Below are 24,222 nucleotides of genomic sequence, written 5' to 3'. Positions count from 1 at the left end.
ATAGCGTTGCTACATACGCTTTTGATCCCGAGGCGTGGCCATGTATCAGAACCTGGCTGTTCTGGCCGCCTTGCTGGTGCTGTACGCCAGCCTGGCCGGCGCGCTTGAGTCCAAACCTGTCAATGGGCCGCTGTTGTTTCTGCTGGCAGGCCTGGTGGCAGGCCCCTCCGGGCTCGGGTTGTTGAACCTTTCGCTGGACCGCAACGATCTTCGCTTGCTGGCCGAGCTCACCCTCTCAATCGTCCTGTTCAATGATGCCGCCAAGGCCAACCTGGCCCAATTGCGGCAATCCCGTAGCCTGCCCTTGCGCTTGCTGACCCTGGGCCTGCCGCTGACACTGATTGCGGGCTGGCTTGCCGCCTGGCTGATGTTCCCACGGATGCCCTGGCTGGAGATGGCGCTGTTGTCGACGATACTGGCCCCGACCGACGCCGCCCTCGGCAAGGCCGTCGTGAGCAACCCCGACGTTCCGGCCGATGTGCGCGAGAGCCTGAATGTCGAAAGCGGCTTGAATGACGGCATTTGCGTGCCGGTACTACTCTTGCTGTTGGCATTGTTGACGGAGGCTCACTCGACGATGCCTTTTGCCTTGGCGGGCTACTTCTTCCTAGAGGAGTTGGGTATCGGTGTTCTCACGGGGGCGGCGCTTGCGCTGTTGGTAGGCGGGTTGTTACGTCTGTCGCAACGCCATTGCCTGCAGATCGAGGCCTGGCAGCAACTGGTGATGCCCGCGCTGGCATTACTGAGCTTCGCCAGCGCTCAGGCACTGGGGGGCAGCGGTTTTATCGCCGCGTTCTGCGCAGGGCTGCTGACAGGTTACCTGTTCAAACGGGAAACCCAGCCGTTGATCGTCACCGGCGAGTCGTGCGGTGAAGCGCTGTCACTGCTGACCTGGGTGGTGTTTGGCGCCTATGTGGCGCCCAAGGCTTCGCAGATCATGGCACCCTCCGTCTGGTTCTACGCACTTGCGAGCCTGTCGCTGGTGCGGATGCTGCCTGTCTGGCTCAGCCTGGCGGGGAGCACACTCAGCGCCGAGAGCCGCTTGTTTATCGGCTGGTTCGGCCCCCGTGGGCTCGCGTCCATCGTTTTCGCGATATTGATACTGGATGCGCCGTTGCAAGAGGCAGGCGCGATCATCGCGTGCACCATCGCTTGCGTTGTGCTGAGCGTGGTATTGCACGGCATGAGTGCATTGCCGGGGGCGCGGCGGCTGGGGCGCAGCGCACGAGAATGAGGGTGTGACAGGGGGCCGACCGGTTTCATCAAGGCCTGTACGCGCAGGAGGGCACCAGGAGTCATCCAGCAAAGAAAATGGGCTTGGTGGCTGGCAGGGGCGGTCATACTGATCTGGTTTACCACATTGGCCAATGTTGGCGGCGCCTACATCACTGGCCGGCTGGGCGCCATCAGTGTATGGGGCGTACCCGTACCCGGTCTGAGCCTGATCGGTTGGTACTGGTTCAGCCCCACGCGCTTTCAAGAGGCCTGGAACCCAGGGCATATACCCGTCGCACAGGCGGTTACCAGCAGCATCCCTCTGACGCTACCCGTGGCTGTCGATGGGCCCGAAGGACTGTCGCGATGGGGTGGATTCCAGGGGGGCAGGCACAGCGTTAAGATGGAACCGGTTCATTTCTGCAGTTGGATAGGGAGCACCGAAATGTTGGTTGATATGGCTGCCTTCACACCGTGGTCGGCTCTGGCAGGCGGAGCACTAATAGGCCTGGCCGCCGGGCTGTTCGTGGTGGAGAACGGGCGCATTGCCGGTATCAGCGGTTTGCTCGGCTCGCTATTGCAGCGCACGGGAGAAGGGCGTGGCGAGAAACTGTCGTTTCTGCTGGGCATCATCGCGGCGCCACTTGTGTGGCGAGCGTTCTCGGCAATGCCCCCGGTACATTTCAGTACGGCCCCCTGGTTGCTCATGGTCGCAGGGCTTCTGGTGGGCGTGGGTACCCGCTATGGCAGTGGCTGCACCAGTGGCCATGGTGTGTGCGGCCTCTCTCGTCTGTCCCCTCGCTCGGCGGTGGCCACGTTGTGCTTCATGGCGGCCGGCTTTGCCACCGTCTTCGTGGTTCGCCACGTTTACCCAGGAGCATGAAATGACCCGGATCAGCGCATTCATGGCGGGGTTGCTGTTCGGCATGGGGTTGTTGCTGTCGGGCATGGCAAACCCCACCAAGGTACTGGGGTTTCTTGACCTCGCGGGGCAGTGGGACCCGTCACTGGCACTCGTCATGGTGGGCGCCATCGGTGTTGCACTGCTACCGATGGCTTGGGCGCGTCAGCACGCTGCGGCCTTGCTCGGCGGCGCGATGCAGTTGCCTGCCCGGCGTGACATTGACCGACGGCTGGTGGGTGGCAGCCTGATCTTCGGTATTGGCTGGGGGCTAGCCGGGGTGTGCCCAGGGCCGGCCCTGGTGCTGCTGGCCGGCGGGTTTTGGCAAGGCTGGCTGTTTGTGGCAGCGATGCTGGCTGGCATGGCGCTGTTCAATGGGCTGGAAGTGCTTAGTAAAAGCCGCCAGGCGTAAAGCAAGCTGCGGCCGTGCCGCGTAGACAACAGCGGGTGGGTTTCATTGGGTGAGGGCAGAGGAGACAACCCCGTTGCCCTTACCGACGACATGGAACCACCCGTTATCATTGCCATCCCGACGAAAGTCGCCCATTGAAGGTGGGTAAGGGCGCGGTCGTCTGTAGCCCTCGGCCGCGTTTAGGGGGCGGGGAAGGCTCGTACCGTCGGCTGTTTTTCGGTCAGCTGCTGGAAATTCAGCGACATGGGACAACCTGAATAAAGAATGGCGCTGAGGAATACACAATATCCCGGCCTGAGAGTTATCGGATATTGACGGAAGCGTGAAGGGCACTTTCCAGACAGGCTATGCGTATAACTCAACTAAATATTCATTTAGTCGAGTTGGGTCGCGCGCTTACACAAAAGAAGGGTAGTTTGGTATTTATTGCTCGACAATGCAACCGACTGGCTTTATCTCAGGTTCTCTGGGTTATCGGGCTGCGGGCGCACGCTGATATCGGACAGCTTCGTGGCAAACTGAAGCGCTCAGGTAGAATGGCTGGCGTGCACCCGCGCGCCAGGCAGATTTAACGGGTGTACTGACTGAGACAGAGCTGTACAGGGCGATGATTTTGACCGATTTTATCGTTTATTGAGTGAGTAAACCGCTCTAGGTTGAGGGGTTGCCAAGGTTAGGCGAAAGCATCTATTGGGATTGAACTGGGCATTTAGGCTAATGATGAGCTACCTGAAATAGATCTCACCGATATTGCGTGTTCGGAACCGTACAGGATTGACAGCGCAACCGCAGTCACTGGAGGCCATCGCGCCTAAATTTATTCTTGATGCTGTAAGTCCAAAGCTTTTCTGATTTCACAGGTTCGAGCTCTGGTCAGAAAAAAGGAGTCAGCGCCGATGCTTGTGTTTTCATCAATGAGTAAGCGTACGCGGCCTTCGCAAGTCTTCAGAAATAGCAAAGCCGCTGGCACGGTTGCTAACGCAGTTGACGTGGCTGCGGTAACACATAGACGTAAATCGGCACCTTAATGACGAGGCCCGTCGCGCACGGAAGCGGCTTGTATCCATGGCATCGGTGGACAGAAGTGTTGAATGGGTCTGCGGCTGTGAGAGCGATCCGAGATGGATCGGAATGAGGCAAAAAATCGGCCTAGTTGATTTACTTTCGAAATTAGGGTCAGAGGCTTCCGTGTACTGTCACAGCTGGAAAGGCGCCTGAGCTGTCATGTACCTGCCTTTAAATCTGCCCACCCAGCGGTACCGGTGACTAACACGCAGTTATGCATAATGCATATTATGTTAAATGATGTCCTCTGTAAGGGCCAGGGGTCAGTGTCCAATCCCACATACCTCCGATCAAATCCCCGCAAACCCCCGTTTCCCAAAAAATCAGAAGCTTGGGTTCCATTCATAATCCTATCTCTGCGCACGGTATGCCCTACATTGAGAGCATCTGCAGAGACGCTTTGCCATGCTCATCAGCCGAGAGCTGGAGCAGTTCGGTATCCGGGAGCTCACAGAGGACGACATGCCCAAGTCTAAACGAGTGGGTCACGCGTTCGCCTGCGCTGACCTTCAGCTTCCATGCGCGCGATCCAGACTTTCTACGCCTATGCCGAAATTCGAGCTCTGGATGTAGACGAGACCATTGGCTTGCCAGCTTGAGTCGATTCTCTCGCCACTGGATGGTTACGCCCTCTGGCTGCAAGGCTGCCGCCGAGCGGACAATACAGTCGCCCGAAAGTGTACTTCGCTCAGTTTTCATCTCCTTCCGCTCTAGCTCAAATACGGCTCGTTCATGTGCCAAAGCTTCGTTCCCCTCCTCCAGCTATCGATCGAGCATTTTGAGGACGCTGCAGCACCGGGCAGTACGATCATGAAGATATCTGGGCAACGCATGATGCTCGAAGCCATCAATGGTTTTCTTTCGAGAAAGCTGCTCATCGTCCTGGTCGTCGGACTAGGCACTTATTTCACCCTCAAAACACGCTTTGTGGACGATGCCCGAATGAGATGCTGCTGACCATCATCAAAAGCGCCTGAAGACCTATCAACCGTATTCGCGTTTGCCGACATCACCATGACCCTTTCCGCCTTGGTAAACCTGGTCGCCCTGACGCTACACCGCTAAATCCGGCTGTGGCGACGGGGCCCGTTACATGGCCCCGTTGCCTGCTTCGCAGGTATGCTTCGCCCGGGGGAATATCTGCACTCCGACGTAACCACTAAAAATTTCAGAAACAATCAGGGGTATTGAGGAGATCAATCTGGGCCTGGGCCGCATGACAGGTCTCTACAACCCCCTTGTGATTTGTCCGATCAGCTTGGCCAACTATCTGCGGACACACTGGCTTGCCACTTGATTGTCGAAGTCGGTGTCCATTCCCAAGCGTGTCTGCGGGATACCTGCTACCCCCATGCGCAGTCAACAACAGCAAAAAATGTTTCCTTAGATCTGTGCCTGGCCACCGTCTACGAACAATTCAGCCCCGTTCACGAAGCTTGAGTCTTCACTGGCAAGGAACACGGCTGCATTGGCAATCTCGATGGGCTCACCCACCCGCCCCATTGGCACCTGCGAAGCCAGGTAGTCGAGCAAGCCTTGCTGTTGTGTTGTATCTGGGCCAGCCAGGTCGACCAGGCCGGGCGTACGCGTTGCGCCCGGGCTGAGGGTGTTGACCCTGACAGCGCGATCTTTCAAATCCAGAATCCAGCTCCGTGCAAAGGCCCGAACAGCCGCCTTAGACGCGGAGTACACACTGAATGCCGCAGTGCCCGAGCTACCGGCCGTGGAGCCGGTCAGAATGATCGACGCTTTCGGCGCCAGTAGCGGCAGCGCCTTCTGAACCGTGAACAACACGCCTTTCACGTTGCGATCGAATGTATCGTCGTAATGAGCTTCGGTGATCTCACCCAAAGACAGCATGGAGCCGCCGCCGGCGTTGACGAACAGCACGTCGAGCCGACCATGGTTTTGGTTAATGCGGGCATACAGCGTATCGAGCTGCTCGAGCTTCGTGGAGTCGACGGCAATACCGGTGGCGTTGCCAACCAGTTCCACCGCCTTGTCCAATTCAGCTTGACGGCGACCGGTGATGTAGACGTGAGCGCCCTCTTCAGCGAAGCGTTTGGCGGTGGCCAAACCGATGCCAGTGCTTCCGCCAGTGACCAGTGCGACTTTACCTTCCAGTTTCTTGCTCATGGTGTTTCTCCCGTCGAGATTGCGATTTGGTGTGGGAGAAGCGTATCGACCTCTAGATAATTTCAAAATAGAATCATTTGAAAGTCATCATTGCAGAATTGAAATGTCAAGAATTCCGGATTTTGAAGGGCTTGCCATGTTCGCCAAGGTGGCGGAGGAAGGCTCTTACGCGGCCGCCGCCAGGGCAATGGGTGTGTCGGTTCCCACGGTATCGCGGGCGGTTGCGCGCTTGGAGGAGCGCCTGGGCGGTCGCTTGTTCAACCGAACGTCACGTCAACTCTCTGTGACCGAGTTTGGTCAACGTATGGTTGACCAGGCCAGTGCGTTGTATCGCCAGGCTGAAGAAATGGAAAGCGAAGCCCAAGAGCTGTCGGTACAACCACGCGGGTTGGTGCGGCTGGCTGTGCCCATGTCGTTCGGCTTGCGCTGGGTCGCGCCGTTACTCCCAGCGTTGCTGACGCTCTATCCAGAGCTAGAACTTGATCTACACCTATCTGATTCGACAGTTGACCTGGTGGCCGATGGTTTCGATGCGGCATTGCGGATCGCAGCCCTCCCCGATTCCTCCCTGGTGGCTCGCCGAATTTGTTCTGTAACCCAATTCCTCGTAGCAGCCCCGTCATATCTGGCCCGGCGTGGCCATCCATCTCATCCCCGCGACTTGGCCGCTCATGCGTGTATGAGCTACGCCTATCGAGCACGGAGCCAGGTGTGGCGTTTCACTCACGATAATGGCAGCGAGCAAGATGTGGCCCCGCGCGGCCCCCTGCGCGTCACCAACTCGGATGCATTAGTCGCACCTTTGCTGGCGGGGGTTGCAATCGCTGAGCTTCCGGAGTTCATCGCCGCCGAATATCTCGCCGATGGACGTCTACAGCACATCTTGCCTGAGTGGCGCATGACGCAGGGCGGTCTGTATTTCGTGACGCCATCAGCCCGTGCACGGCCGAGAAAAGTTCAGGCCCTTTCCGACTTCTTCGCGGAGCACCTTTCAAGCCCAGCCTGGAGGTAATCAGCGCCAAGCTGGCACAGGGAGTATGTTAGTCGCGTGAGGACATGGCGTCTTACCTCCTGGCCCTCCTGAAGTTTTCACCCACAGCGGCGGAATGACGTGGATTTCAATCCCGTTTTCCTACCGACAAATATCAATGCCCCGCATCAGGACAGTTTGTACGTAAACCCCGCCCGCGCGAGCTCGAGGAGGTGCTTGATATTTATCAAGTCCGTCTACCTACATTCGTCGAGACTCTTTACCAAAGGACATCGGAGCGTACACAGAAGCTCGACCTCGAGAAACACAGTTTGGCCCCCACTAAACAGCCGAAGAACCTCCCTTGGGAGCGCGCGAGAAAAGAAGGGGCAATGATGGCAACCGTCACGCGGAAACCCGGAAGGAGCACTGATGTATTCGAGCATCTTTTTCGCGTGGGGGCTGGCAGCCATTACCGTGGTTGTGCATGCCGTCGGTCTGGCCTTGATGCTAAAGTTTCTGTCCCGCAGAAACAATGTTCCCCTACGGCAACTAGGCGCCATCAGCGCGCGGTTGGTTTGGGTTGTCTGCTACATGATCATGCTGCATTTGATCGCTGTCTCGATTTGGGCGACATTCTATGTGTGGCAGGGATCTCTGCCTGATTTCGAAACGGCGCTTTACTTCTCTGGAGTGACCTACGCGACCATCGGCTACGGTGACGTGGTGCTGGTGAAACCCTGGCGCCTATTCGGGCTGATTGAAGGGTTGACGGGTATCATCATGTGCGGCTTATCCACGGGTGTGTTCTTCGCCGAGGTCAATCATATCTACCAAATGACCCATGCCGACAAGGACCGCGGCGAAAAAACCTGAAGTATTGCGCTACCAGGACTTCATGACTACGACGCCGTCAACGGCGTGGCGTCCTGATCCTGATAGTGCAGGATCGCAGCATGAGCGTTGAACAGCATACGCTCGCTCCCGAGTTTTTCGTCGAACCCAGCACGCCGTACCATTTCAAGTACACCAGGGTTCAACCCCGCCAGCCAGAGACTGGCACCGAGTTCGCCCAAGTGTTTTTCGCCTTCAATCAGAGCTTGCAGTGCCGAGTATTCGATGTCGGGAACGGCACTCATGTCCCAGACCACCACATGTGGATGGTACTGCGCTTCCAGCGCGATGACCTGCTCCTTGACATAGTCCGCGTTAAGGAAGAACAGACGTCCCTCCGGTCGCACGATCAACAGCCCCGGGAAAGTCTCATCATCTGGGTGGTCCTCCGATAAAGGCCGAAGCACGTCGGTACCGCGCTTGCGACCCAGGACGTACACATGCGGACGAGCCGTCTGATAGGCCAGACTGACCAACGATACGACGATTGCCACCGTGATGCCCTGCAGCGTGCCAAACAACAGCACACCAAACGTCGCTACGAGCGCCCAGTGGAACTCCATCGGGCGAACCTTGCGAATAGCCAGGAATTCCCGGGGTTGAATCAGCCCGACCGAGTAGTAGATGACGATGGCCGCCAATGTAGCGTGAGGCAGATACCCGAGAAGCCCCGAAAGCAGCAGCATCGTGGCGAAAGCCATGCCGGCAGTGACAATCGAGACCGCTTGAGAGTGGCCTCCGGTGGCACGGACAACCGCCGTCTGCGAAGTACCTCCACCGGCGGGCATCGCCCCCAGCAGTGCGCCCCCGAGGTTACCCAGGCCGGTAGCAACCAACTCGCGGTTTGCATTGATCGGGGGATCGCCTGGCCGGACAAAGGCACGACCTGCTGCAATCGTTTCGGTAAAGCTCATCAGCGCGATCCCGAGCGCACCCGGTATCATTTGTTCAACCAATGTGAGTTCGGGCAGTGTGATTGGGGGTAACCCTGCTGGAATCAAGCCGACAGTCGGAACGCCGAGCGCCTGCAGGCCGAAGTACCACGAGGCGGCGATACTCCCTGCCACCACAACAAGTGGTGCTGGCGAATGTGGCCACACGCGTTCCATTGCGATGAGGATCAGGAACGCCGCTGCAGCGACCGCGATCGTGATCAGAGAGCTCCCGGGTACGTGATGCACAATGTTGAGGAGATCGAGAAAAAAGCCCTGTTTGGCGATGTGGATGCCGAGAAGTTTTGGTACCTGATCCAACACGATCACAAGGCCGACACCTGCTTTGAAGCCGCTCAACACCGGGGAGGAAATGAAGTTCGCGAGAAAACCCAGGCGTATCAGCCGCGCCAACAGCAGCATGGTGCCCACCATTGCGGTCAGTGTTGCCGTGGCCGTGATCAGCTTTCCGGGGTCACCATCGGGTACTGCCAGACCGATCTGCGCACCGGCCAGAATCGCCAGCGTGGCGGAGGAGCTGACGCTAAGCACTCGCGATGTGCCCAGGAATGCGTAAATCAACATTGGGACGAAGGCCGTATACAAACCGACGGCAACAGGCAAGCCGGCGACAGTCGCGTAGGCCATTGCCTTGGGTAGTACGACTGCAGAGGCCGTGAGCCCTGAAACGACATTGAGGCGAAGTGACGCCGTGTCAGAGTGGGCTGTGCTTGAGGCTTTCAGATGAAGTTTCACACGGCCGCTCCTGATGGGTTCTATTGCCTGTTACGCGCAAAGACTCTCGGCATTCGCGCTGACACGGAGCTGACCCGCAAGCTCATTTTAAAGTCCCCCTTGATCAGCTCAATCTCGCGGCCAACCTTCACGTTTTCTCTCTTCGGATATGCCGATTACGAATAAAAACCTTCACGCCGAAGGGCGCTTTGATTCTGTTGACTATTAACGACAGCCTTGTAACGCCGCCGAAGAATTTTCGTAATATTACGGGTTGCCCACCAAGGCGGAGTATTTATTGACCGCAGATGCATCGAAGTTTCTGCCGGATAAGTGCTAGAGACTTGAGAAATATCAAATATTCCCAATAAACGCATAGCCATCGCATGGGTCATTCTGGTCTGTACTCATCCAGGGCGCTCACGGTTACCTCGTGCTGCAACTTGATTTTTGTCAGAAGTGCCACCCTCTGCGGGTGCTAGCGTTGTGACAAGAGACGGGCTATGCATCTGTTCAAGTGAGCTTCACGGAGAAGGGTATGCGCTGGAACATTAATGTTGTCAGACAGCCTGTCGGTTTGCCCATCGCGATTGTCCTAGGCGCCTTAAGTCTAGTTGCCGGCTGCGGCAAAGAACCCGTCTCCCCTGCGCATAAACCGCCTGAAGTCACTGTGATGACGGTCACCGCCCGCGACACGCCAGTGACTTTCGAATTCGTTGCCCAGACCCAAAGTTCCCGCGAGGTGGAAATCCGTGCGCGCGTGGCCGGTTTCCTTGATAAGCGGCTGTACACCGAAGGCGATTTGGTCAAAGCCGGACAAACGCTGTTCCAGATGGACCGCAAACCGTTTGAGGCCGCGCTGTTGTCGGCCCAAGGCCAACTGGCCCAGCAACAAGCTCGCTGGGAGGTAGCCAAGTCCACGTTGGCGCGGGTACGGCCGCTGGCGGCGCAGAATGCGGTCAGCAAGATGGACCTTGACAATGCGGTGGGCAACGAACGTGAGACCCATGCCGCTGTATTGGCCGCAGAGGGTACTGTGCGTACCGCGCAGTTGAACCTCAGCTACACCACCATCAGCTCACCCCTTGCCGGGCTTTCGAGCTATGCCAAAAAACAGGATGGCAGTTATGTGACGCCAGGTGAGTCGGGGTTATTGACTTCGGTGTCACAGATGGACCCGATGTACGTGAACTTCAGCCTCTCGGAAAACGAGACGCTGAAATACCGCGACGAGATAGCCGCCGGCCATCTCATTTTTCCACCGCGTAGTGATTTTATCGTTGAAGTGGTATTGGCTGACGGCACCGTGGCGCCCAACACTGGCAAGGTGAATTTTCTGGCACCTTCCTACAGTCAGGATACTGGCACCTTCCTGGTTCGGGCAGTGCTCGCCAACCCCGATGGCTTGCTGCGTCCGGGTCAGTTTGTGAGAGCCCTGGCCAAAGGCGCTACGCGACCCAATGCCATTCTTGTGCCGCAAAAAGCCGTGCTGGAAGGTTCCAAGAGTCACTTCGTGTGGGTCCTCAATGCCGAGGGAAAACCTGAGCAACGCGTGGTTGAAGTGGGTGACTGGCAAGGTGACAACTGGTTCATCAACAAGGGGCTACGGGTCGGCGAGCGCATCGTGGTCGATGGCGCGATCAGGGTCACGCCAGACGGGCCATTGAAGATCGTCGATATACCTGGCGCCTCGTCAACAAGCTCAGCCGATGGGCAAACCGCAAAAGCCGATGAGGGGAAAAGCCAATGAGCATTTCCCACTATTGCATTGACCGGCCGATCTTCGCTTCGGTGATCTCCATCATCATCACCCTGGCCGGTGCAGTGGCCATGCTCAAGCTCCCTGTTGCGCAGTACCCGGATATAACGCCGCCGCAGATTACGGTGGCCGCGACGTACCCCGGTGCCGATGCGCAAGTCGTGGCCAATAATGTGGCCGCGCCCATCGAACAGCAGGTCAATGGCGCCGACAACATGATCTACATGAACTCGTCGAGCTCCGCGACGGGCAACATGACCCTCAATGTTTTTTTCGAAATAGGCACCGACCCTTCGTTGGCGCAAGTCGACGTGCAGAACCGAGTCAACCTGGCCCTGCCGCAACTGCCCTCCGCCGTGCAGAGCCAGGGCATCCAGGTACAGAAAAAATCCTCGGCCTTCATGATGGTGCTTGCGGTGTATTCCGCCGGCGACCGCTACGACAGCACCTATGTCGCCAACTACGCCAACCTTTACATCCTCGATGCGATCAAGCGGATTCCAGGGGCGAACCAGGCCAGTATCTTCGGCACGCCAGACTACGCCATGCGGATCTGGCTAAAGCCTGACCGTATGGCCCAGCTGGGTATCACCGCCGCCGATGTACAGAAAGCCGTCGCCAATCAGAACCAGCAGTTCGCCGTAGGCAGGGTCGGCCAGTCGCCTACGGGGCAACCGGTGGAGCAGTCGTTTGCCGTGACCACCAAGGGACGCCTGACAGAGCCTTCGGAATTCGAGAACATCATCTTGCGTGCCAGCAACAACGGCGCGGCGGTTGTTCGACTCAAAGACGTTGGACGCGCCGAGCTGGGGCAAAAAGACTATTCCTTGCGCAGCACCTATCAGGGCCGGCCGGCGACGCTAATTTCCGTGTACCAGCAACCCGGCGCCAATGCCCTGGATGTTTCCGCAGCAGTGACCAAGACCCTCTCGGACATGAAGGCCACGTTTCCCGAGGGCATCGAGTACAAGATCGTGATGGACACCACGGCCTTTACCCGAGCTTCGATTTCCGAGGTAATCCACACCTTCTTCGAAGCCCTGGTACTGGTGGTTATCGTGGTCTACATCTTCCTGCAGAGCCTGCGGGCCACGCTCATTCCGGTGCTCGCGGTGCCGGTGTCGATCGTCGGCACGTTCATCGGCATGTCCGCACTCGGGTTTTCGGTGAACATGCTGACGCTGTTTGGCATGGTGTTGGCCATCGGTATTGTGGTGGATGACGCGATCGTGGTGATCGAAAACGTCGAACGCAACATGCAGGTGCACAAGATGACGCCCAAGGACGCGGCAAAACGGGCGATGGATGAAGTGGCAGGCCCGGTGGTGGCCATCGTCCTGGTACTGTGCGCGGTGTTCATTCCGGTGGCTTTCATGGGCGGCATCACCGGTCAACTCTACAAACAGTTTGCGATCACCATCGCCATATCTGTAGTAATTTCCGGCCTGGTCGCCCTGACCTTGTCCCCCGCCCTGGCCTCCCTGCTACTCAAACCGCAGCACGGTGACAAGAACGCCTTTTTCCGCTGGTTCGAACGCAGTTTCGAGCGCTTGACCGAGGGCTATTCACGCTCGGTGGCGTTCATGATCAAGCGCTTTGTGCTGGCATTGCTACTCTTTGCCGGCATGATCGTGCTGATCCTGTTGATGGCCGAGCGCATCCCCAGCGCGTTCCTGCCACCGGAGGACCAGGGCTACTTGCTTGGCGCGGTGATCATGCCCGACGCTGCCAGCCTGGATCGCACCGCCGAGGTCGGCAAACTGGCCAGTGACTTCTTCATGAAGGATGAGGCCGTCGAAGGTGTCGCGATTGTGAACGGCTACAGCCTGCTCGACGGCCAGAACAAGAACAATGCCGGTGCGTTTTTTGTCGGTTTCAAGGATTTCGAGGGGCGTTACAAGGACGCCGAAACCATCAAGGCACAAAGCGCCCCCGCAGTGATCCAGAAGGCCACGCGGGCGTTTTCTACCGTTCAGGGAGGGATCATCTTGCCGGTCAACCCACCGTCCATTCCCGGCCTGGGTACGACCGGAGGCATGGAAGTCTGGGTTCAAAGCAAGGGCGACGGCAATGTCGACCAACTGGCGGAACTGGTCGCCAATCTGGTGGCGAAAGCCAAGACACGTCCGGAGCTGGGCGTCATCACCTCCACCTTCAACGTGTTTTCCCGTCAATTGATGGTCGACGTCGATCGCGAGAAAGCGGAATCCCTGGGCGTACCGGTCGAAGATGTCTACAGCGCCATGCAGACCATGTTCGGCTCGCTCTACGTCTCGCAATTCAACAAGTTCAGTCGCCTGTGGCAGGTGATTCTGCAGGCCGAACCGGCCTATCGCTTGAAGGCCGAGGACCTGCAGCAGATCTTCGTGCGCAGCAAAAACCTCGACATGGTGCCGCTAAAGGCCTTGCTGACCACCCGCTACGTCACCGGTCCCGACCTGCTAACACGTTTTAACAACTTCCCGGCGGTCAAACTCACAGCGAACCCGGCGCCAGGCTACAGTTCAGGCCAGGCACTCAAGGCTCTGGAGGAAATCGGCGCGGAGATCATGACCAATGACTATGCGCTGGCATTGAGTGGCGAGGCATTCGAGGAAAAAAAGAGCGGAGGTGCCTCGTCCCAGGTATTCATCTTCGGTCTGGTCATGGTGTTCCTGATCCTCGCGGCTCAGTACGAAAAGTGGTCACTGCCCGTGGGTGTGCTACTGGCCGTACCCTTTGCCTTGTTCGGCGCCCTGCTCGCCGTCCTGCTTCGGGGCTTGAGCAACGACGTCTATTTCCAGATCGGCTTGACCATGCTGGTGGCGCTGGCCGCCAAAAACGCCATTCTGATTTTCGAATTTGCGGTATTGAACCGGGAAACCGGCATGTCGACCTACGATGCCGCGATGACCGCAGCAAAAGAACGTCTGCGCCCTATCGTAATGACGTCCCTGGCGTTCATCCTCGGCTGCGTGCCTCTGGCCATTGCCGTCGGCGCCTCGGAGAATAGCCGTCACTCCATTGGTACCGGGGTAATTGGTGGCATGCTGGCGGCGACGGTGATCGCGATCTTCTTCATCCCTCTGTTCTATTACCTGGTGGAGCGAATGTTCGGGGAAAAGGACAACGCCCAAACAGCCGCCAAGCCAACTGCTTCGACGCAGGCTCCGACGATTCCCGACGGTGCGGCACAAAACCGACATGAGGGGGATTGAGATGCGTAAGCCTCCTATCCCGCTGATGTTGTGCCTCAGCCTGGCGGGTTGCATGGTGGGGCCAGATTACCAGCCCCCGAAAATCGACACCCCCGCTGCCTACCGTTATGCGGACAAGGAAGCAAAAGACCTGTCGAATACGCTGTGGTGGGAGCAGTTCCACGACCCGGTTCTGAATGAACTGATCCGCACGGCGCTGCTGGAAAACAAGGACATCAAGATTGCCGCCGCGCGGGTCGAAGAATTCCAGGGCCGTTACGGCCAGACCCGTTCTCTCTTGTTTCCACAAGTCGGTCTGGGCGCCCAAGGGCAGCGCTCCCGTTCGCCGCGGGACACCGGTCCGGTCTCGCTGGACCCGTCGGTGGATCCGGTGTTCAACAACTACCAGGCCATTCTCAGTGTGAACTGGGAGCTGGATATCTGGGGCCGGTTGCGCCGCCTGGATGAATCCGCCCGTGCCGATTTGCTGGCCTCGGAAGAAGGCCGTCGAAGCGTGATCTTGAGTCTGGTCGCTTCGGTTGCGTCGAGCTACGTGACCCTGCGTGACCTCGACCGGGAACTGGAAATCGCCCGCACGACCGCCAAGGCTCGCAGTGAGTCCTACGAAATATTCAAACTGCGCTACGGTGCCGGCACCATTTCCGAAATGGAACTGGCACAGAATCAATCCGAACTCGAGCGCACCCAGGCGTCAGTTGCGCAACTCCAACCCCTGGTCGCGCAACAGGAAAACGCCTTGGCCGTGCTGCTTGGGCGTAACCCTGGGCCAATCATCCGCGGCCGTGACCTGGCCCAACTGAATCTGCCAACGGTGCCGGCCGGCTTACCATCAGACTTGCTTGAACGGCGACCGGACTTGCGTCAGGCAGAACTGAATCTGATATCGGCCAATGCACAGATCGGCGCTGCCAAGGCTCAATACTTCCCGACTATTTCCCTGACCGGCCTGTTAGGTTCCGCCAGTAACCAACTGTCGAACCTGTTCACTGGACCCGCTTCTACCTGGTCCTATGGTGTGGCGGTAAGCATGCCAATCTTCACAGCCGGCGGTATTGCCGGGCAGGTGCAGCAAGCTGAAGCCATCCAGAAACAGGCGCTGCAAATTTACCAACAGTCGATTCAATCGGCGTTCAGGGACGTGGAAAATGCCTTGGTCGCATCGAGCAAATCCAGAGAACGGATGGCCTACCAAGCCAGGCAAGTCGAGGCACTGAGCACTTATGCCCATTACGCACGGTTGCGCTACGACAACGGCTATACCAGCTACATCGAGGTGCTGGACGCCGAGCGCAGCCTGTTCGACGCCGAATTGGATTACACCCGCACCCGCGGTTCGGTGTTCACCAACATGATTGATCTGTACAAGGCGACTGGTGGTGGCTGGGTGACCGAGGCGGACAAACTGACAGCAACTGCCAATCAAAAGCGACCATGAGCATGATGGAGACACCGTGTCGGCAGACCGGTTTAGCCGTGCCAACGCCAGCGGTAGCTGTACCTTGGCCCTCTCGAGGTTAAACACTTGCGCTGGAAGGACAGTGGCGCGGGATGACGGATCCGGCTCACAGGCAAACCACAAAACGCTCCCGCCAAGGCTATGAAATGTGGTGTTTTCCAAGCGGAGCATCCACGCAGCTCAGGGGCAGGCTGCTACGCTTTTGTGATGGGACCGAACCATAACGCGATCTTGCTCCTGAACAACTTCGACTTCGTTGAGTAAAGGAGTGGAAATGTCTCCCAGTAAGAAGAAATCCGTCCAGGGTGCGGCTCGAGAACCAAAGTTCGGAATTTACGAGCCGACTTTTCGCTCGCGAAAAGAACGCCTGAACGCAGGAGAGCGGATACGCGAGAGCCTGCCACACTCATCTCACGCAGTGTGGAAACCACCGCGCAAGCATCGTAACCCTATCGATCTCCTTGAAGCGTCCAATCGATATAGACTCCCCAGTCTAGTGCCCGTGCGCTATGGACGCATGTTGCGCAGCCCCTTCACCTTCTTGCGCGGTTCTGCGGGATTGATGGTTCATGACTTGGCCAGCCTCCCCAACACCGGCATTCGGGTACAGGCGTGCGGTGATTGTCACCTGTTGAACTTCGGACTGTTCGCGACACCCGAGCGCAATCTGATTTTTGACATCAATGATTTCGACGAAACCCTTCCCGCCCCCTGGGAGTGGGATGTCAAACGCCTGGCGATCAGCTTCGCCGTCGCGGCTGCAGATAACAGGCTCAGCGAAAAAGATGCCCACGCGATCGCCGTCAAATCCGTTAAAGCTTACCGGGAACGTCTACGCGAGCTTTCGAAATTGAGCCCGCTGGAAGTCTGGTATGACCACCTGGATGCACAAACGATCATCGATATGGCCCCCAATGCCAAAATCAAAAAAAACCGTGAGCAATTGATAGAAAAAGCCAAGGTTCGAGTCGGCGATTACCTTTATCCCATGATCAGCAGTGAAGTGGCGGGCCGTCGACGCCTGATCGATCAACCCCCTGTTCTGTTTCATATCTATGAAAAGGACTTTGATAAACGGGTGCATGCGGCACTGCAAGACTATCGATTATCGCTACCCCATGAACGCCGCATACTGTTTGATCGGTACCGTCTCGAAGACTTTGCCGTCAAAGCCGTCGGAATAGGGAGCGTCGGCACCTATTGTTTTGTAGGCCTGTTCTTTTCCGCGGAGAACCACCCCCTGCTTCTGCAATTCAAGGAAGCGTGTCCTTCCGTGTTGGGGCCTTACGCGGGAAAAAGCGAGTACGAGAACCAGGGGCAACGCATTGTCACAGGGCAGCGGCTCATGCAGTCTTCCAGCGACATTTTTCTGGGCTGGACGCAAGGCCAAAAAGGCCGCCATTTCTTTGTGCGGCAGTTGCGAGACATGAAAATGTCTGCGCCGATCGAAGGCGCAACGACCACACAAATGAAGCTGTACGCCGAGCTATGCGGTCGTACCCTCGCGCGTGCCCATGCAAAATCCGGGGATGCGGCACTGATTAGCGGCTATTTGGGTAAGTCGGACTCCTTCGATCAGGCCATCGGCAAATTTGTCATGACCTATGCAAAGCAAAATGCAAAAGACTATGCCGCGTTGGTAGCCGCAGAAAAATCCGGACGGATCAAAGCATTGAGAGAAGAAGACTGACACTGCCGTCCCGTGCTGTTGCCTTAACCGAACGCGCTGAATGCCATTACCTGAGGCCCACAAAAAATGCGTCATGAGGCAACACTATGGATCACCAGACCTCAGTGCCGAAGATCACGCACCTACCGTACCGTATCCGCCTGTTGTTACTGATCGCCACGGCGTGCTACGTCGGAGGCTGCGGTACGCTGGGGCCGACCTCGATACAGCGCGATCGCACAGACTACGGCACAGTGATTGCCACGACCTGGAAAGAACAGACACTGCTCAATATCGTCAAGTTGCGCTACGCCGATGCACCGGTGTATCTGGAAGTCTCTTCGGTGATCAGCTCCAGCGCCATACAAAGTCAGGTCAACCTCGCAGCAGGCTGGTTTTCGGGATTGCCCAACGACGGTAGCAGTCAGGCCATAGGCGCATCCGGCGTTTACACAGATCGTCCAACAATCAGCTATACACCGCTTTCCGGGGAGCGGTTCTCACGCTACTTGTTGCAACCCTTATCTCCTGAGGCCGTTTTTTCGCTTATTCAGGCAGGCTACCCGGTCGACCGCGTGCTGCAATTGACCGTCCGAGCAGCGAATGGTGTGTACAATCGATCGGTATCGCCTACACGCTTGCGTGCCGCAGATCCACGTTTCTATGAGCTATTGGATGCGTTAAGGCGGATACAGCGTTCGGAATCGCTAGGTGTAAGAGTCAGTACCCGCGCCAACGAAAGAAGCGAAGTGCTCATGATCGAACGTGACATCCCCGATGATGTGGAGAAGGATCGCCTTACCGTACGAAAGATTCTTCACTTGCGGCCCGACAAGGATGAACTGACACTGACTTTCGGTATGGTATCCAGGAGCGATACCGAGATTGCGCTCCTGACACGCTCCATGTCAGAAATCTTTCTGGAACTCGCCGCGACGATCGAGGCCCCTGCCGCGCATTTGCAAGATGGGCGAGCAAACCCCATGCCTCCCGTGCCCGATCATCCCAGTCCGTGGGACGATCCTCTGGTTCGCATCCATTCGAGCGAAGAGCGACCCGCTGATGCCTATGCTGCTGTGCACTATCGCGACTATTGGTTTTGGATCGACGACCACGACATGAAATCCAAATCGGAGTTCTTGTTCATACTGGTACTGTTCTCTCTTGCCGAAACAGGCGTGGCGCCGCAAGCCCCTGTGATCACCGTACCCGCTAACTGATGTGACAGTCATTATCCATAACCCGCCAAGGTCATATCAAAGGCGCTGCCGGTTGGACGAAGTGAAATAGGCAAGGATCATTGATCTTTATCAATTGTTAACGGTTAATCGAGTTCACGCTGATAACGACGTAACGCCGCACCGCCACGGAGTACCCGCCGTAAGCAATCCATCGTCGATTACCTGTTGGCGATAGCACTGTTCGATGGCCCTTTCCCGGGCTTTGAACCTGCCAACCTGCTGTCAAGATCAAGCGAGACTGCCAGGTGCGCCCACCCTGCAGAGTTTACGTAGTCAAGCATTGAACATTAGCCCCCTATTCGGCCACGCGTTGCACGTTGCCGGACCAAGGTTCAAAACATTGAACGCGGCAAGGAGTTTGCGATGGCTGATTCAAGCAAAAAAATGAGCCTGGTCGGGCTCACGACGCTGGTGACAGTCAACATGATGGGTTCGGGGATCATCATGTTGCCTACCAACATGGCTCAACTGGGTGCCGTCTCGCTGTTGTCGTGGCTTTTCACGGCAATCGGCTCGATGGCCATCGCTTATTGTTTTGCCCAGTGCGGCGTCTTCTGCTCACGCTCTGGCGGGTTGTCCGCCTACACCGAAGAGGCTCACGCGAAGTCGGGTTTTTTCCTCTGCTCGTACCTGTACTTCCTGTCTCTGGCCATCGCCAACGTAGCCGTGGCCATCTCTGCGGTGGGCTACATGACCGCTTTCTTGCCCTGGCTGGGTAGTGGTGCCATCCCGTTGTGCATAGGCACCATCGGGCTAATCTGGCTGACCACCTTCGCCAACTTCGGCGGTCCCGGCATCACCGGCAAGATCGGTGCTTTCACGGTCTGGGGCGTGATCATTCCGGTAGCAGGCCTTTGCATCATCGGCTGGTTCTGGTTCAAGCCCGATGTACTGGTCGCCGCCTGGAACCCTAACGATCTGCCGATTTCCGAGTCCATCGCCAAAGCCATTCCTCTGACCCTGTGGGCGTTCCTGGGCATGGAGTCGGCGGCCCAAGCCACCGATGCCGTGGAAAACCCCAAGCGCAACGTGCCACTGGCCTGCCTGTTCGGCACCTTGGGGGCTGCCGGTGTCTATATACTGTCGACCACCGTCATCCAGGGCATCATTCCCAATGCCGATCTGGCCAAGTCCACGGCGCCCTTCGCGCTGGTCTACGCCACGATGTTCAATCCATTGGTAGGCCATATCGTCATGGCCCTGGCGGTCATGGCGTGTGTCGGCTCGCTGCTGGGGTGGCAATTTACCTTGGCGCAAACTGCCAAGATGACCGCCGACCAGAACCTGTTCCTCAAGTTCTTCAGCAAGGTCAACGCCATGAACGCCCCTGTCGTCGGCATGATCGTCTGTGGCGTGCTGCAAACCTTGATGGCCCTGTCGACCATTTCACCGGATGCCGCCGCCCAGTTCAGCAAGCTGGTCAACCTGGCGGCGGTGACTAACCTCATCCCATATTTAACCGCGCTGACCGGTCTGCTGGTCATCATGTACAAGGCCGGTGTCTCAACGACGATCTACGCGCGCAACCTGGTAGTGCTGCTGGTGGCGGTGACGTACTCCTTGTATGCCCTGTATGCCTGCGGCAAGGATGCGGTGATGGGCGGCACCCTGGTACTGGCCTTCGGTTACCTGCTCTACGGTTTCCTCGCCAAGCGTTTCACCGACACGCTGCCAGCCGAACAGGCCGGGGCCGGCAATCCTTAGGCGCGGCAGCCAGGACTGCACAGACATCTGCATACGGGGAAACCGGACATGAACGTACCCTTGATCAAAACCACCCGTTTTTTGCTCGCTCTGGCGTTTTTGACGCTGCCTTTGATGGCCAGTGCCTCCACACTTGAACGCGTGCGCAGCAGCCACAGCTTCACCATGGGCTACCTGCCAGACCTGGCCCCCTTCAGCACGCAGGAAGGCGACAAAGCCAGCGGCTATGCCATCGAGCAGTGCCTTAAAGTTGCAGACAAGCTCAAGCGCGAACTTGGCCTGCCGGACCTGCAAGTGCGCTACCAGCCGGTTACGGTTTACGAGCAGGTCAGTGCGGTGAGCCAAGGGAAAGTCGATATTCTCTGCACGCCGACTCCGCCCACTCTGGAACGGCGCAAGTCGATCAGTTACGCCATACCGATCTACACCGCCGGTCTCTCTGTCGTGGTGCGCAAGGATGCCCCCGAATCGCTGCTTAATGTACTCAATGGCAAAGTCGCCAATAGCGGACCGACCTGGCGAGCAAGCATCAACAGCGGTCTGGCCAACCACACATACGCCACCATTGAGGGCGGTGTAACCGAAGACTGGATTCGCGAAAGGATGCGCCTGCTTGGTGTAATCGCTTCACTGGTTACCGTGGCCAACAACGATGAGGGCATCAAGCTGGTCGCCGACGGCAAGGCGGACGCGTTCTTTGCCGAGCGCATGTTGCTGAAAAACGAAATAGCCAAGGAAGGGGCTCCCAAAAACCTGATGCTCCTGGACCGCATATTCGAGTACTCGCCGGTGGCGATGATGGTGGAGCGCAATGACGACGACTTCCGCCTGCTGGTCGATACGGCCTTGAGCGAAGCCTATCGTTCGGGCTCCATTGAAAAGGACTACGACAAATACTTGGGAGGGACCAACGATATCGTGAAGAAATTGTTCAGGGTGTATGCGTTGCCCGAGTGACATCAATCACTACAGGCCGTCTGCAAGCAGCCTTCCAGGCGCTGTATGAAAAGCCGTCTCAAGGCTTTTCATACAGACGCTAACCTTGGCCGCAGGTCACTAGGAGAAACGCCATTTCCTGAGCGTGGCAAGTGTCGAGGAAACCATGGGATACAGCCTGCCAATCCACGGGCAAAAGAAACGGCCTCTGAGGTCGTTTCTTTTTTTGCGTCTTTGATCGAACTTAGGAAACCCAAGACTCGACCACATCAGATCCATATTGAGCCTTCCACTCCTTCAGCAGTTTGTGGTTGCCACCTTTGGTCTCGATGATCTCGCCGTTGTGCGGGTTCTTGTACTGCTTAACCTGACGAGCGCGACGAGGTGCTTTCTCTGCGGCAGCAGGTGCGGCACGGCGACCGGCCTGTGGATCCAGGAGGTTGATGATGTCACGAAGGCTATAGCCATATTTGCCCAGCAGATCGCGCAATTTGGTCTCAAACTCGATTTCTTTCTGAAGCTCACGGCTGCCTTTCATGGCCTCCAGTTCGGCCAACTGGGCGGCCAATTTTTGCTCAAGTTGTCTAAATTCTGCCAGACGCGACATGGGGATACTCCGAAGTTGGATAGGTGACCTTTAGAGCATCCTAACGCAGTTTAAATTCAAACCGAAATGAAAATCAGGGCCACCTGCCCCACTTTCCTGTTGCAGAGCAAGCGCCACACCGCCAATGTCTCATTTAGAGATGCCTGAATTTGAAATCCTCCAGCCTGACCTTGGCGAGTAGAAAGTTATCTACGCTGACACGCGCCAGCGCTGCATGGCCCACTCAGCCGACATTACGACTACCGCAACTGACAGCGCCTAGGCGCTGTACGAAAAGTCTTGAGACGCAGGTCAGGCAAGGCGAAAACAGCCGAGGAACGGCCGGGGTCGCGCCCGACTGTACTGGAGTACATGAGCATTCCGAGGCGGTTTTCAACGCAGCACGAACAAGTATCAAGGCTTTTCGTACAGAGCCTAGAACTCCACCCTCCCCCGACCCGCCTTGACAGCGCTGCGCCTGGATTTTCCTTCGAGGCGGCGGGTCTTGGAGCCCAGGGTCGGCTTGGTGGGGCGACGTTTCTTATCGGTCTTGCCAGCGGTGATGATCAACTCGGCAAGACGCGCCAAAGCGTCCGCACGATTCTGCTCCTGTGTGCGGTACTGCTGGCCCTTGATGATCAATACGCCGTCGCCGGTGATGCGACTGTCACGCAGCGCCAGCAGCCGCGCCTTGTAAAACTCGGGCAACGATGAAGACGGGATGTCGAAGCGCAGGTGCACGGCGCTGGACACCTTGTTGACATTCTGTCCGCCCGCGCCTTGCGCGCGGATATATGTGAGTTCGATTTCGGCATCCGGCAGATGCACGTTATTGGAGATGGTCAACATGATAGGGCCCTTTTCATTCCCTCATTATCACAGACTGCGACGCTCTCCCATAGGACAACACATAATGCTCTGTCCGCAACGCAGAAAGCTGCACCTGCGGGCACAACTGGCCGAGTGTGAAGGCCCAAGAGGCAGTCGTTACTGGATTGCCTCGACCACTGTCATCACCCTCTCGGACGAGTCCCCATAGCGTTCGTAATCGGACGCGCAGGCCACGATGCCATGCTTGCGGAGCGTGTCCCTGTCCTGCCGTTCAGCGACCGTAATCATTCAATGAGCGTTAGCGGACGCTCGGGTTTTCCAAAGCGAAAGCAACACGCCGCCAATCAGAAGGCCGATGGTAACGCTCAACGATATTTCGGCGGGTACTTTACCCACAACGTCATGAAGGAAGATTTTAGCGCCGATAAAGACAAGCACCAGAGCCAGCGCGTACTTAAGATAAACAAAGCGACTGATCATGGCAGCCAATGCAAAATAGAGCGCTCGCAAGCCGAGAATGGCAAAGATGTTCGACGTATAAACGATGAACGGATCCTGTGTGATAGCAAAAATCGCAGGCACGCTGTCAACAGCAAATACCAAATCTGCACATTCAATCAGGACAAGTGCAAGGAATAGTGGCGTCACCCATAGAGTTCTTTTCCCTGACACGTCAGGCAAGCGAACCACAAAGCGTTGACCGTGCAATTCTTTGGTGATGCGTAGGTGTGTGCGCAGGTATCTGACGAAACGGTTGTTTTCCAAGTCAGGCGCATGATCGACGCGAGCGAATAGCATCTTTACCCCGGTGAAGACCAGGAACGCGCCAAAGCAGTAGAGTATCCAACTGAACTGGGCGATGAGCGCAGCCCCGAGACCGATCATGATAGCCCTCAAGACGATGACCCCCATGATCCCCCAAAACAATACTCGATGCTGGAACTCCCGAGGAATGGCCAGGAAACTGAAGATCAGCGCAATAACGAAAACGTTATCCATTGACAAGGATTTTTCAATCAAAAAACCTGTCACATAGTCCATGCTCGCGTCGCTGCCTTTCTGGAAATACAACCAGACCGCGAACAGAAGACCCATACTGATGTAGCCCGCAGACAGCAACAAGCTCTCTTTGACTCCAATCTCCCGATTCCCGCGATGGAGCACACCTAAGTCAAGCGCCAACAGTGTTAGCACAACAGCGAAAAAGGAAAGCCAAAGCCAGAGGTCAGTACCAAGAACGTCTTGATAGAGATACGCACTAAGGGCAGACATGAGCCCCTCCTGTATAGTCGTAGTTTAACAACTATGACTCCGACATGGCGGTATAACCGTCAGAGGGGCCCGGCGTCACGAAGAAAGAATTTATCGGGCGCGAGTAGGCTTCAAGTAGAAAACATTTACAAATCATGTCCATGACAAGCTAAAACGCTTGCAGTGGAAAACTCATTTCGGATACCTGATAGCACCCGGCTCATTGATGCCCCGCACGTTATCAACGCCTTCATTGGGGCAAAGCGCCGCTTGCTCGCGATCAAGCACCACTTCACGGTCAACCTGATGCAGCGCCTTCCGTCGCTCAGCGG

At 57.0% G+C, this 24,222-nt stretch carries 17 protein-coding genes and 1 pseudogene; 13 read left to right on the top strand and 5 right to left on the bottom strand.

From position 1 onward, the window contains the following. Positions 1 to 40 precede the first annotated feature (40 nt). From ACK59Z_RS20750 to ACK59Z_RS20735, 4 genes and pseudogenes are all read left to right on the top strand, one after another. Positions 41 to 1,234 carry a cation:proton antiporter gene (locus tag ACK59Z_RS20750; protein ID WP_409293629.1) on the top strand — a complete coding sequence of 398 codons (1,194 nt, stop codon included), beginning with the start codon at positions 41 to 43 and terminating at the stop codon, positions 1,232 to 1,234. A 426-nt stretch (positions 1,235 to 1,660) separates the two neighbouring features. Continuing rightward, the gene (locus ACK59Z_RS20745; protein WP_409293628.1) at positions 1,661 to 2,098 is read left to right on the top strand and encodes a YeeE/YedE family protein; all 438 of its coding nucleotides are present in this window, start codon (positions 1,661 to 1,663) and stop codon (positions 2,096 to 2,098) included. 1 nt (position 2,099) lies between these two features. Further along, a complete protein-coding gene (locus ACK59Z_RS20740; protein ID WP_409293627.1) occupies positions 2,100 to 2,528 on the top strand; it encodes a DUF6691 family protein in 429 nt (142 codons plus the stop codon). 2,040 nt (positions 2,529 to 4,568) lie between these two features. Continuing rightward, positions 4,569 to 4,658: pseudogene (locus tag ACK59Z_RS20735) on the top strand (hypothetical protein); the annotation flags it as partial. Between the two features lie 318 nt (positions 4,659 to 4,976). Here the strand turns inward: ACK59Z_RS20735 and ACK59Z_RS20730 are convergent. Further along, a complete protein-coding gene (locus ACK59Z_RS20730) occupies positions 4,977 to 5,729 on the bottom strand; it encodes an SDR family NAD(P)-dependent oxidoreductase (protein WP_004577545.1) in 753 nt (250 codons plus the stop codon). Between the two features lie 103 nt (positions 5,730 to 5,832). Here ACK59Z_RS20730 and ACK59Z_RS20725 point away from each other — a divergent pair, with 103 nt between their 5' ends. After that, positions 5,833 to 6,741, top strand: coding sequence for a LysR family transcriptional regulator (locus ACK59Z_RS20725; protein ID WP_019751499.1), 909 nt, complete (start codon positions 5,833 to 5,835; stop codon positions 6,739 to 6,741). 390 nt (positions 6,742 to 7,131) lie between these two features. Continuing rightward, positions 7,132 to 7,575: a potassium channel family protein gene (locus ACK59Z_RS20720; protein ID WP_004374840.1), complete on the top strand. Its 444-nt coding sequence runs from the start codon at positions 7,132 to 7,134 to the stop codon at positions 7,573 to 7,575. 26 nt (positions 7,576 to 7,601) lie between these two features. Here ACK59Z_RS20720 and ACK59Z_RS20715 read toward each other — a convergent pair whose 3' ends face one another. Then, positions 7,602 to 9,281 carry a SulP family inorganic anion transporter gene (locus ACK59Z_RS20715; RefSeq protein WP_409293626.1) on the bottom strand — a complete coding sequence of 560 codons (1,680 nt, stop codon included), beginning with the start codon at positions 9,279 to 9,281 and terminating at the stop codon, positions 7,602 to 7,604. Positions 9,282 to 9,933: 652 nt separating this feature from the next. Here ACK59Z_RS20715 and ACK59Z_RS20710 point away from each other — a divergent pair. The 7 genes from ACK59Z_RS20710 (at position 9,934) to ACK59Z_RS20680 (ending at position 21,243) form a co-directional block, all read left to right on the top strand. Further along, positions 9,934 to 11,010, top strand: coding sequence for an efflux RND transporter periplasmic adaptor subunit (locus tag ACK59Z_RS20710; RefSeq protein WP_108190805.1), 1,077 nt, complete (start codon positions 9,934 to 9,936; stop codon positions 11,008 to 11,010). Further along, positions 11,007 to 14,216, top strand: coding sequence for an efflux RND transporter permease subunit (locus tag ACK59Z_RS20705; RefSeq protein ID WP_019751495.1), 3,210 nt, complete (start codon positions 11,007 to 11,009; stop codon positions 14,214 to 14,216). The genes ACK59Z_RS20710 and ACK59Z_RS20705 overlap by 4 nt, the downstream gene beginning before the upstream one ends. A 1-nt stretch (position 14,217) precedes the next feature. Beyond that, positions 14,218 to 15,651, top strand: a complete 1,434-nt coding sequence (locus ACK59Z_RS20700; protein ID WP_014861895.1) for an efflux transporter outer membrane subunit — start codon at positions 14,218 to 14,220, stop codon at positions 15,649 to 15,651. Positions 15,652 to 15,946: 295 nt separating this feature from the next. Next, positions 15,947 to 17,362 (top strand): DUF2252 domain-containing protein, encoded by a 1,416-nt coding sequence (locus ACK59Z_RS20695; protein ID WP_217427663.1) that lies wholly within the window; start codon positions 15,947 to 15,949, stop codon positions 17,360 to 17,362. An 86-nt stretch (positions 17,363 to 17,448) separates the two neighbouring features. After that, positions 17,449 to 18,561 (top strand): hypothetical protein, encoded by a 1,113-nt coding sequence (locus ACK59Z_RS20690; RefSeq protein ID WP_108190803.1) that lies wholly within the window; start codon positions 17,449 to 17,451, stop codon positions 18,559 to 18,561. Positions 18,562 to 18,945: 384 nt separating this feature from the next. Then, a complete protein-coding gene (gene potE / locus ACK59Z_RS20685) occupies positions 18,946 to 20,286 on the top strand; it encodes a putrescine-ornithine antiporter (RefSeq protein ID WP_004374854.1) in 1,341 nt (446 codons plus the stop codon). Positions 20,287 to 20,334: 48 nt separating this feature from the next. Beyond that, positions 20,335 to 21,243: an amino acid ABC transporter substrate-binding protein gene (locus tag ACK59Z_RS20680; protein WP_409293625.1), complete on the top strand. Its 909-nt coding sequence runs from the start codon at positions 20,335 to 20,337 to the stop codon at positions 21,241 to 21,243. A gap of 223 nt (positions 21,244 to 21,466) precedes the next feature. Here the strand turns inward: ACK59Z_RS20680 and ACK59Z_RS20675 are convergent, their stop codons facing one another. The 3 genes from ACK59Z_RS20675 to ACK59Z_RS20665 form a co-directional block, all read right to left on the bottom strand. Beyond that, positions 21,467 to 21,829 carry a histone-like nucleoid-structuring protein, MvaT/MvaU family gene (locus ACK59Z_RS20675; protein ID WP_108190802.1) on the bottom strand — a complete coding sequence of 121 codons (363 nt, stop codon included), beginning with the start codon at positions 21,827 to 21,829 and terminating at the stop codon, positions 21,467 to 21,469. Between the two features lie 414 nt (positions 21,830 to 22,243). Next, positions 22,244 to 22,657 carry an alternative ribosome rescue aminoacyl-tRNA hydrolase ArfB gene (gene arfB, locus ACK59Z_RS20670; protein WP_108190801.1) on the bottom strand — a complete coding sequence of 138 codons (414 nt, stop codon included), beginning with the start codon at positions 22,655 to 22,657 and terminating at the stop codon, positions 22,244 to 22,246. Between the two features lie 270 nt (positions 22,658 to 22,927). Then, positions 22,928 to 23,911 carry a TerC family protein gene (locus ACK59Z_RS20665; RefSeq protein ID WP_409293624.1) on the bottom strand — a complete coding sequence of 328 codons (984 nt, stop codon included), beginning with the start codon at positions 23,909 to 23,911 and terminating at the stop codon, positions 22,928 to 22,930. Between the last annotated feature and the right edge of the window lie 311 nt (positions 23,912 to 24,222).

It is taken from the genome of Pseudomonas sp. KCJK9058 (assembly GCF_046230975.1).
GTDB classification, from domain to species: Bacteria; Pseudomonadota; Gammaproteobacteria; order Pseudomonadales; family Pseudomonadaceae; genus Aquipseudomonas; species Aquipseudomonas alloputida.
Note: the sequence above shows the minus strand (reverse complement) of the source record. Positions and strands in the feature narration are given on the sequence as shown.

Excerpts from the sequence above, each read along its gene's own strand:
- ACK59Z_RS20750 (WP_409293629.1), top strand. The coding sequence starts at position 41 with ATGTATCAGAACCTGGCTGTTCTGGCCGCCTTGCTGGTGCTGTACGCC.
- ACK59Z_RS20745 (WP_409293628.1), top strand. The coding sequence starts at position 1,661 with ATGTTGGTTGATATGGCTGCCTTCACACCGTGGTCGGCTCTGGCAGGC.
- ACK59Z_RS20740 (WP_409293627.1), top strand. The coding sequence starts at position 2,100 with ATGACCCGGATCAGCGCATTCATGGCGGGGTTGCTGTTCGGCATGGGG.
- ACK59Z_RS20730 (WP_004577545.1), bottom strand. The coding sequence starts at position 5,729 with ATGAGCAAGAAACTGGAAGGTAAAGTCGCACTGGTCACTGGCGGAAGC.
- ACK59Z_RS20725 (WP_019751499.1), top strand. The coding sequence starts at position 5,833 with ATGTCAAGAATTCCGGATTTTGAAGGGCTTGCCATGTTCGCCAAGGTG.
- ACK59Z_RS20720 (WP_004374840.1), top strand. The coding sequence starts at position 7,132 with ATGTATTCGAGCATCTTTTTCGCGTGGGGGCTGGCAGCCATTACCGTG.
- ACK59Z_RS20710 (WP_108190805.1), top strand. The coding sequence starts at position 9,934 with ATGACGGTCACCGCCCGCGACACGCCAGTGACTTTCGAATTCGTTGCC.
- ACK59Z_RS20705 (WP_019751495.1), top strand. The coding sequence starts at position 11,007 with ATGAGCATTTCCCACTATTGCATTGACCGGCCGATCTTCGCTTCGGTG.
- ACK59Z_RS20700 (WP_014861895.1), top strand. The coding sequence starts at position 14,218 with ATGCGTAAGCCTCCTATCCCGCTGATGTTGTGCCTCAGCCTGGCGGGT.
- ACK59Z_RS20695 (WP_217427663.1), top strand. The coding sequence starts at position 15,947 with ATGTCTCCCAGTAAGAAGAAATCCGTCCAGGGTGCGGCTCGAGAACCA.
- ACK59Z_RS20690 (WP_108190803.1), top strand. The coding sequence starts at position 17,449 with ATGGATCACCAGACCTCAGTGCCGAAGATCACGCACCTACCGTACCGT.
- potE (WP_004374854.1), top strand. The coding sequence starts at position 18,946 with ATGGCTGATTCAAGCAAAAAAATGAGCCTGGTCGGGCTCACGACGCTG.
- ACK59Z_RS20680 (WP_409293625.1), top strand. The coding sequence starts at position 20,335 with ATGAACGTACCCTTGATCAAAACCACCCGTTTTTTGCTCGCTCTGGCG.
- ACK59Z_RS20675 (WP_108190802.1), bottom strand. The coding sequence starts at position 21,829 with ATGTCGCGTCTGGCAGAATTTAGACAACTTGAGCAAAAATTGGCCGCC.
- arfB (WP_108190801.1), bottom strand. The coding sequence starts at position 22,657 with ATGTTGACCATCTCCAATAACGTGCATCTGCCGGATGCCGAAATCGAA.
- ACK59Z_RS20665 (WP_409293624.1), bottom strand. The coding sequence starts at position 23,911 with ATGTCTGCCCTTAGTGCGTATCTCTATCAAGACGTTCTTGGTACTGAC.